Source organism: Rhodovulum sp., assembly GCF_011048875.1.
Lineage (GTDB): Bacteria > Pseudomonadota > Alphaproteobacteria > Rhodobacterales > Rhodobacteraceae > Rhodovulum > Rhodovulum tesquicola.
The window spans coordinates 1-7,966 of the sequence record NZ_DSDD01000337.1; the positions used below are offsets into that span (position 1 = coordinate 1).

Below are 7,966 nucleotides of genomic sequence, written 5' to 3' on the forward strand. Positions count from 1 at the left end.
CGGCAGAGGCCGAACCGGCGGGGGCGGCGGGGTCTCGGACGGCGCGGACGGCAATTCCACCGGCGCCGGTTCCGGTTCGGGATCGGGCAGCGGCAGCGGTTCCGGCTCCGGTTCGGGCACGGGTTCCGGCTCGGGCTCGGGCAAAGGCGCAGGCTCGGGCGGCAGCTCCGGCTCCGGCTCCGGCTCGGGCAGCGGCTCGGGGCTTTCCCCGGGTTCGGGCTCCGGCTCGACCGTCAGGACAGGTTCCGGCTCCGGCGTCGGGGGAATGGCTTCGGCCTCGCGCATGGGCGGGGCTGGCTCGGCCTCGATTTCGGGGGCGGCGGCGGTTTCGGCGGCGGCCTCGTCCGGATCCTCGGCCAGCGCCCCCGCCGGTTCGGCCTCTGCCGATTCGGTCGGCGCCTGTTCCGCGACCGCGTCCGGCGCGGGCATCTCGGCCGCCTGCCCGGCTTCGGGTTCGGGCGCGGCGGGCCATGCGGGCGCAGGCGCCCATCCCGTCACAGGCGCGGTCGCAGGCGGCCATGCGGGCGCAGGCGCCCAGCCGGTCGCCGGTTCGGGCCGCGGGTCAGGCTCCGGTTCCGGCTCCGGTTCCGGTTCGACCGGCGGTGTGGGCAGCGGTTCCGGCTCGGGTTCGGGCGCAGCTTCAGGTTCCGGCTCGGGTTCAGGCTCCGGTTCGACCACAGGCACGGGCGGATGTTCCGGCTCCGGTTCGGGCGCGGCTTCGGCCTCGGCCCGGGGCGGGTCGGCGGGCAGGTCCGCGCGCTGCACCGGCTCGGGCGGGACCGCAAGCGCGGCTCCCAGCACCAGGGGCGCGGGCCGCGCCTCGGGCGCGTACGCCGCATCGGGTCCGGGCGCGTCGGCCGCGCTTGCCGCGCCGGGGCCGGATTGATCGGGACCGGGCTCCTCGACCTCGATCTCCTCTTCCCGGCCGCCCTCGCGCACGATGGCCTCAAGCCCCTCCTCGATCTTCGAGGACGAGCCCCGCAGCCTGTCCCTGAGCTTCTTGAAGAACGCCATCTCGCCTCCTGCGCCCCAGCCGCGTCCGCGCCTGCCCTGACCTATGCGCAAACGCGCCCCATTGGAAGAGGGCCACCCCGCCCCCAGGGTCACGGCCGCCCCATCCTGCCCGCTGACCGGCGCGCGGACGATGCCGCCTGCCGCCGCACCCCGGCCACTGGCCATTCGCGCGCCGCTCTGGCAGACTCCGGCCATGACAAGAGAAGGAAACGGAATGCGCGCCCTCCTGACCGCCCTGCCCCTGGTCGCAGCCCTCGCCACGCCCGCCCTTGCAGCCGAACCCCAGGCGATGAGCGGCGAGGAGTTCGAGCGCTACGCCACCGGCAAGACGCTGTTCTACGCCTCCCGCGGCCGTGCCTACGGGGCCGAGCAATATCTCGGCGGGCGGCGGGTGATCTGGACCTTTCTCAACGGCGAATGCACCGAAGGCAGCTGGTACGAGCAGCAGGGCCAGATCTGCTTTGTCTATGACCACCGTCCCGACGATCCGCAATGCTGGAGCTTCTACCGCTCGCCCACGGGGCTGATGGCGCGGTTCGAGAACGACCCGATGCAGACCGAACTGATCGAGTTGAAACAAAGCCGCGAGCCGCTGATCTGCACCGGCCCCGAGGTCGGGGTCTGAGCCGACCGGATCAGAACAGGCTGCCCTGATCCGGCGGATTGCGCGCCTTGCGCGGCCGCTTCGGCACCCTTTCGGCCGGGCCGCCAATGGCAAGCCTGCCATCCCGGAACTCGATCTCCAGCGCCCCGGCGGCTTCGGCGGCGGCCTTCGTGGTCACCACCTGCCCATCGCCCCGCACCACCGCGAATCCGCGCTTGAGCGTTTCCTCATAGCCAAGCCCCTGACGCACCCGGTCGAGCGCATCCAGCTTCGTGCGGCGCCGCTCGATCCCCGCCTCCATGGCCGCGGCCAGCCGCCGGTCCAGCGCGGCCAGCACCTGCCCGCGCGCCGCGATCTGGCGCCCCACCGCCTCGGGCCGCAGCCGCGCAGCGCGGGTGTCAAGCTGCTGTCGGCGCAGGGCGATCAGCCGCTCCAGCGCGGGCGCCACCCGTCCCGCCCGGTCCTCAAGCCGCCAGGCCTCCTGCGCGATCCGTCGCCCCAGCGCCGCGGGGCGCAAGGCAGCGGCAGCCTCGGACAGGCGCAGACGCTCACGGCTGACGCGGGCGCGGATCGCCATGGGCAACCGCTCCGACGCGCGGTCCAGCCGCTGCGCCGCCGCCTGCACCAGCGTTTCGGGCCGCGGCAGCGCGCGCGACAGATCGGCCAGCCGCTGACGGCGCTGGCCCAGCGCCCGGGCGATGGCCTGCGAGCGCCGCGCCTCGAACCCGTCGATCGCGGCCAGCAGGTCAAGCCGCACCGGCACCGCCATCTCTGCCGCCGCGGTGGGCGTGGGCGCGCGGCGGTCGGCGGCAAGGTCGATCAGCGTCGTGTCGGTCTCATGCCCCACCGCCGAGATCAGCGGGATCTCGGACGCGGCCGCGGCACGCACCACGATTTCCTCGTTGAACCCCCACAGATCCTCGAGGCTGCCGCCGCCGCGGGCGACGATCAGCAGATCGGGCCGCGGGATCGGCCCACCCGGCGCGAGCGCGTTGAAGCCGTGGATCGCACGCGCCACTTCCGCCGCACAGGACGCCCCCTGCACAGCCACGGGCCAGATCAGCACCCGGCGCGGAAAGCGGTCGCGCAAACGGTGCAGGATATCGCGGACCACCGCGCCCGAGGGCGAGGTCACCACCCCGATCACCTGCGGAAGATAGGGCAGCGCCCGCTTGCGCTCGGCCGCGAACAGCCCCTCGGCGGCCAGCGCGGCCTTGCGCTTTTCCAGCATCGCCATCAGCGCGCCCAGCCCCGCGGGCTGGATATCCTCGATCACCATCTGATAGCGCGACTGCCCGCCAAAGGTCGTCAGCCGCCCCGTGGCGATCACCTCCATCCCCTCTTCGGGCTGGGTGGCGAGCCGCGCCGCGGTGCCCTTCCAGATCACGCTTGCCAGCACGTTCCGGTCGTCCTTGAGGTCCAGATAGACATGGCCCGAGCGCGGACGGCTGACGCGGCCCACCTCGCCGCGCACGCGGATATGGGTGAACGCGCCCTCGATCATGCGCTTCACCGCGCCCGAGATTTCCGAAACGGTGAATTCCGGCGCATTGCCGCCCGGCCCCTCGTCCTCGATCAGGTCGGACATCATCCGCGCACCCCCAGATCCTTCCGCGCCGCCGCGATCACCTCGACCAGCGCATCATTCGTGACGGTCGCGCGCTCGATCTGCCGTTCCACGGCGCTGTCCTTGCCGCGGGCCAGGTCCATGCCGTGGAAATAGCGCCGGATCGCCTCCTGGATCTCGGGCGACATCAGCACCAGCCCCTCATTGGCGAGGCCGCGCAACCGCTGGCGCGCTTCCTCGTGGTCCCAGGCGGTGCGCATGGCCGCCTCCGCGTCCTGCGCCCCACCCTCGCTCTCGTGCTGCAAGGCGGCATCCTCGATCTGCTTCAACCGGCCCAGCGTGGCGACAAGGTCCTGATAGAATCCCGCCTTCTTCTCCCACCAGTGCCGGCTGCGCAAGCGGCGCAGCGCAACAAGGCCGGGCAGCCAGATGCCCAGCCCGATCGTCGCCAGCGCGACGACCAGATCGCCCAGCATCGCCGGTCCGAAAAGCTCTGCCCATGCCATCCTTCGCCGCGCCTCCGCCCGGGGAATCCGAGTTGCCTCTGCCGTGCGGCGAGCCTAGAACGCCCCGGGTCGAAGGCCAAGCGGAGAGCCCCATGAATATCCTGATCCTCGGCGGCGGCGGGCGCGAACATGCACTGGCCTGGGCGATCCGGCAGAACCCCAAATGCGACCGGCTGATCGTGGCGCCGGGCAATGCCGGGATCGCCGCGATGGCGGAATGCGCCGCCCTGAATATCGAGGATGGCGGCGCGGTCGCGGTCTTCGCCGAGGAAAACGCCGTCGATTTCGTCGTGATCGGCCCCGAGGCGCCGCTGGCCGCGGGCGTGGCCGACCGGCTGGCGGCGGCGGGGATCCTGTGCCTCGGCCCCTCTCAGGCCGCGGCGGCGCTGGAAAGCTCCAAGGCGTTCACCAAAGCCATCTGCGACGCCAGCGGCGCACCCACCGCGGCCTATGGCCATTTCACCGAGGCCGAGGCGGCCAGGGCCTATGTCCGCGCGCAGGGCGCCCCCATCGTGGTCAAGGCCGACGGGCTGGCCGCGGGCAAGGGCGTGATCGTGGCCGAAACCCTGTCCGAGGCCGAGGCGGCCATCGACCAGATGTTCGGCGGCAGTTTCGGCGGCGCGGGCACCGAGGTGGTGATCGAGGAATTCATGGAGGGCGAGGAAGCCTCGTTCTTCGTGCTCTGCGACGGCGAGACCGTGCTGCCGATCGGCACCGCGCAGGACCACAAGCGCGTGGGCGAGGGCGATACCGGCCCCAACACGGGCGGCATGGGCGCCTATTCCCCTGCTCCGGTGATGACGGATGCCGTCTGCGCCCGCGCGCTGGACGAGATCGTGCGCCCCACCATGGCCGAGATGGCCCGGCGCGGCACGCCCTACCGGGGCGTGCTCTATGCCGGGCTGATGGTCAGGGACGCCGCGCCGCGGCTGGTGGAATACAATGTCCGCTTCGGCGATCCCGAGGCCCAGGTGCTGATGATGCGGCTGGGCGGCCAGGTGCTGGACCTGCTGCTGGCCTGCGCCGAGGGGCGTCTTGCCGAGGCGCGGGTAAACTGGGCGGACGATCACGCTATGACGGTGGTGATGGCGGCCCGGGGCTATCCGGGGGCCTACGAGAAGGGCTCGGTCATCGGCGGGCTGGACGGGCTGCCCGAGGACAGTGCGCATATGGTGTTCCATGCCGGGACCGCCGAGGCCGGGGGGCAGGTGGTGGCCGCGGGCGGGCGGGTGCTGAACGTCACCGCGCGCGGGGCGAGCCTGGAACAGGCGCGCGACCGGGCCTATGGCATGGTCGACCGGATCGACTGGCCCGGCGGGTTCTACCGCCGCGATATCGGCTGGCGGGCGCTTTGAGGTCGGCGGGGTCAGGGGGGCCGTCTGCCCCCCTCTTGGCCTGACGGCCAATTCACCCCCCGAGGATATTTCCGGCCAGAAGAAGCACAGGCCCAGGCCCTTGGCCCCCTGTCAGTCACGGCAGCCCAGCGCCCTGCGAAAGCCCGTCGGCGTGGCGGTCAGGCCCGTGGGCCGGGTCTCGATCCGGTCGGCCGTGAGCCGGGCGAGGACGATCCGCGATCAGTCGGGGGCGAGCCAGCGGTGGCGCGTGCCGATGAAGGGGGTGGCGGCGATCAGACCGTTTTCGCCGTAGATCGACAGCCTTGCGCCGAGAGCGAGGTCGCTTTCCACGACGATCACCTCGGGGGCGCCGTCGCTGTCGAGGTCGGCCAGGCGCGGGGCGGTGTCCTCGAAGGCGCGGGTCTCGGGCAGGACCACGCGGCGGATCGTGCCGTCGGCCAGGCGCAGTTCAAGCGTGCCCCATTCCACCGCATCGCCCAGGACGCCGTGATCGTAGCGCGTCGTGGGCTGGTCATAGCGGGCCGAAACGACCCGGGCCGCGGCGGGCGCGGCGAGAAGGGCGGCCGCAAGAAGGGCCGCCCGGCCCATCAGATCTGCTTTTCGGGCATCTGCACGATCAGACCGTCCAGCGCATCGGTCACCTTGATCTGGCAGGTCAGGCGCGAGCGTTTCGGGTCGGTTTCATACGCGAAATCAAGCATGTCGGCCTCCATCTCCTCGATGGGCGGTAGCCGGGCGACCCAGTCGGGATGGATATAGGCATGGCAGGTCGAGCAGGCGCAGGCGCCGCCGCAATCGGCGTCGATGCCGGGAATGGCGTTGTCGCGCGCGCCTTCCATGACGGTCAGGCCGTTGGCGACCTCGACCACATGCTGGGTGCCGTTGAACTCGATATAGGTGATCTTCGCCATGCCGGGCGTGCCTCCTGTTGTCCGGATCGAGGCCCAGATACGCGAGGCGGGAGGGATTTTCCAGCGAAAGACGAAACCGCCCCGCGGGGCGGTGTCCGACTGTCGGATTTCCATCGGACGTTCATCGGACTTCCGTCGGACTTCCGGCGGGTTTCGGCGGGGCCGGGCGCGGCGCGGCGGTTGCATGGCGCGAAATTTGTTCTATATTTGTTCTCATGCCCGATCCGCGCCCCCCCGACTGGCCGAAACCGCCCGCCTGCCTGCCGCATGCGATGCTGGACCTGCCGCCCGCGGGCGCGCGGGTCTGCGTGGCGGGGCTGGTGCTGGTGCGCCAGCGGCCGGGCACCGCCAGGGGGGTGATCTTCGTCACGCTGGAGGACGAGACCGGCGTGGCCAACGTGGTCGTATGGGCCAGGGTGTTCGAACGCTTCCGCCGCGCGGTGATCGCGGGGCGGCTGTTGCGGGTCGCCGGGCGGGTGCAGCGCGAGGCGGGCGTGACCCATGTGATCGCCGAAGAGATCGAGGACATCTCGCACATGCTGGACGAGTTGCTGCGCCACGAGATCTGCCGGGCGGCCGACCAGCCCTGAGCCGCACGCCGCATCGGGGCCGGGCAAACCGCGCGGGCTGGCATATCCGGGCGCGGGGCGCCCCGCCCCCGTCACCGAACCGGAGCCCGAGATGATCGCCGACACCCCCGGCCTGATGGACGAGATCCGCAGCCGCTTCGCCCATGTCGAGACCTGCCCCTTCGAGGGCAGGCGCATCTTCTTCGAGAATGCGGGCGGCGCGCTGCATCTGAAATCGGTGGTCGAGACAAGCGCGTTCCACGCCGCGATCCCCGACAATCCCGGGCGGGCGAGCGCGGCCGGCACGCGGCTGCAGCGGATCATCGAGACCGGCAAGGCCGATATGCGGCTGTTCTTCAACGCGCGCAGCGGCCGGGTCTTCGTCGGGGAAAGCGGGACGGAACTGCTGTTCCGGCTGGTGCGCGCCGCCGCGCTGGGCACCGAGGCGGGCGGCGCGATGATCGGCTCGACGCCGGAACATCCCGCAACCGCCAGCGCGCGGGCGCGCTGGGCCGGGATCACCGGCGCGCGGTGATCGAGGTGCCGCATGACGATGCGACGGGGACGGTCGGGGTCGCGGCCTATCGCGCGCATCTGACGCCCGATATCCGGGTCGCGACGATCCTGCACACCTCGCCCGTCACCGGCATGACCGTCGATGTGGCCGCCATCGCCGCCGCGATCCGCCAGGTCGCGCCCGCGGCGCTGATCGTGGTGGACGCCATCCAGCATGCCAGCCATGGCGCGGTGGAGGTGGCCGGGCTGGGCGTCGATGGCTATGCGGTCTCGCCCTGCAAGATGTTCGCCCGCCATGGCTATGGCGTGGCCTGGGCCTCGGCCCGGCTGGGCGCCTGCGGCAAGGACAACCTGGCGGGCGGGCCAGCGGACAACTGGGAACCGGGCACGCGGGGTGCGGGCGCCTGTGCGACCTTTTCCGAGGTGGTTTCCTATCTGGACTGGCTGGGCGGGCAGGTCTGCGACAGCCCGGACCGCCGCGCCCGGCTGGAGGCGGCAGGCCGCGCCATCGCGGCGCAGGAGGGGCGGCTGGCCCGGGCGGCGATCGGCGGCACCGGCACCCTGCCCGGCCTGGGCGCGATGGCGGGGATCACGGAGATCGGCGGCGACCGGGTCGACGGGCGCGAGGGGGTGGTGTCCTTCCGGGCGGCGGGCCGGGACTCGCCCGCGCTGGTGGAGCATCTGCGGCAGAACGGCATCCGGGTGCATACGCGCAAGGCGGATCACTATTCGGGCAATGTGCTGGTCCCGCTGGCCATGGCCGATTGCGTGCGGCTCTCCTTCAGCCATTACAATACCGACGCCGAGGTCGCGCGGTTCCTCTCGGTGATGCAGGGGCTGACGGGCTGACCCGGGCGGGCAGATCGCCCTCGACCTTGGCGGGGCGAAGGGGCTAGTCTGCCCGCCCGGGTCAGCCCGTCAGCC

General features: G+C 72.0%; 9 protein-coding genes and 1 pseudogene. 5 read left to right on the forward strand and 5 right to left on the reverse strand.

What is annotated here, in order from left to right; translation table 11 throughout:
* Nucleotides 1–1,014: pseudogene (locus ENN83_RS11815) on the reverse strand (hypothetical protein); the annotation flags it as partial.
* Between the two features lie 214 nt (nucleotides 1,015–1,228).
* Between ENN83_RS11815 and ENN83_RS11820 the strand changes: the two are divergent.
* Nucleotides 1,229–1,639, forward strand: coding sequence for a hypothetical protein (locus ENN83_RS11820; protein WP_287187275.1), 411 nt, complete (start codon nucleotides 1,229–1,231; stop codon nucleotides 1,637–1,639).
* Between the two features lie 10 nt (nucleotides 1,640–1,649).
* On the opposite strand, the gene xseA is transcribed toward ENN83_RS11820, so the two are convergent.
* Both xseA and ENN83_RS11830 read right to left on the reverse strand, forming a co-directional pair.
* Nucleotides 1,650–3,206, reverse strand: a complete 1,557-nt coding sequence (xseA, locus tag ENN83_RS11825) for an exodeoxyribonuclease VII large subunit (RefSeq protein WP_287187277.1) — start codon at nucleotides 3,204–3,206, stop codon at nucleotides 1,650–1,652.
* On the reverse strand, nucleotides 3,206–3,691 hold the full coding sequence (locus ENN83_RS11830; RefSeq protein ID WP_287187279.1) for a hypothetical protein: 486 nt from the start codon (nucleotides 3,689–3,691) through the stop codon (nucleotides 3,206–3,208). The genes xseA and ENN83_RS11830 overlap by 1 nt, the downstream gene beginning before the upstream one ends.
* A 92-nt stretch (nucleotides 3,692–3,783) precedes the next feature.
* Between ENN83_RS11830 and purD the strand changes: the two genes are divergently transcribed.
* Nucleotides 3,784–5,046 (forward strand): phosphoribosylamine--glycine ligase, encoded by a 1,263-nt coding sequence (purD, locus tag ENN83_RS11835; RefSeq protein WP_287187281.1) that lies wholly within the window; start codon nucleotides 3,784–3,786, stop codon nucleotides 5,044–5,046.
* Between the two features lie 219 nt (nucleotides 5,047–5,265).
* Here purD and ENN83_RS11840 read toward each other — a convergent pair whose 3' ends face one another.
* Together ENN83_RS11840 and ENN83_RS11845 are read right to left on the reverse strand one after the other, a co-directional pair.
* A complete protein-coding gene (locus ENN83_RS11840) occupies nucleotides 5,266–5,634 on the reverse strand; it encodes a hypothetical protein (RefSeq protein WP_349760123.1) in 369 nt (122 codons plus the stop codon).
* Nucleotides 5,634–5,957, reverse strand: a complete 324-nt coding sequence (locus ENN83_RS11845; protein WP_253089912.1) for a 2Fe-2S iron-sulfur cluster-binding protein — start codon at nucleotides 5,955–5,957, stop codon at nucleotides 5,634–5,636. Before ENN83_RS11845 ends, ENN83_RS11840 begins: the two co-directional genes overlap by 1 nt.
* A 215-nt stretch (nucleotides 5,958–6,172) precedes the next feature.
* Here ENN83_RS11845 and ENN83_RS11850 point away from each other — a divergent pair, with 215 nt between their 5' ends.
* The 3 genes from ENN83_RS11850 (at nucleotide 6,173) to ENN83_RS11855 (ending at nucleotide 7,891) form a co-directional block, all read left to right on the forward strand.
* A complete protein-coding gene (locus tag ENN83_RS11850) occupies nucleotides 6,173–6,547 on the forward strand; it encodes an OB-fold nucleic acid binding domain-containing protein (RefSeq protein ID WP_253089911.1) in 375 nt (124 codons plus the stop codon).
* Between the two features lie 91 nt (nucleotides 6,548–6,638).
* Nucleotides 6,639–7,061 carry a hypothetical protein gene (locus tag ENN83_RS17175; protein WP_414707658.1) on the forward strand — a complete coding sequence of 141 codons (423 nt, stop codon included), beginning with the start codon at nucleotides 6,639–6,641 and terminating at the stop codon, nucleotides 7,059–7,061.
* Entirely contained in the window at nucleotides 7,058–7,891 is an 834-nt protein-coding gene (locus ENN83_RS11855; RefSeq protein ID WP_414707659.1) for an aminotransferase class V-fold PLP-dependent enzyme, read from the forward strand. The genes ENN83_RS17175 and ENN83_RS11855 overlap by 4 nt, the downstream gene beginning before the upstream one ends.
* Nucleotides 7,892–7,966 lie beyond the last annotated feature (75 nt).

Coding starts and splice junctions, on each gene's coding strand:
- xseA (WP_287187277.1), bottom strand. CDS start 3,206: ATGTCCGACCTGATCGAGGACGAGGGGCCGGGCGGCAATGCGCCGGAA.
- ENN83_RS11850 (WP_253089911.1), top strand. CDS start 6,173: ATGCCCGATCCGCGCCCCCCCGACTGGCCGAAACCGCCCGCCTGCCTG.
- ENN83_RS11830 (WP_287187279.1), bottom strand. CDS start 3,691: ATGGCATGGGCAGAGCTTTTCGGACCGGCGATGCTGGGCGATCTGGTC.
- ENN83_RS11820 (WP_287187275.1), top strand. CDS start 1,229: ATGCGCGCCCTCCTGACCGCCCTGCCCCTGGTCGCAGCCCTCGCCACG.
- ENN83_RS17175 (WP_414707658.1), top strand. CDS start 6,639: ATGATCGCCGACACCCCCGGCCTGATGGACGAGATCCGCAGCCGCTTC.
- ENN83_RS11845 (WP_253089912.1), bottom strand. CDS start 5,957: ATGGCGAAGATCACCTATATCGAGTTCAACGGCACCCAGCATGTGGTC.
- ENN83_RS11840 (WP_349760123.1), bottom strand. CDS start 5,634: ATGGGCCGGGCGGCCCTTCTTGCGGCCGCCCTTCTCGCCGCGCCCGCC.
- purD (WP_287187281.1), top strand. CDS start 3,784: ATGAATATCCTGATCCTCGGCGGCGGCGGGCGCGAACATGCACTGGCC.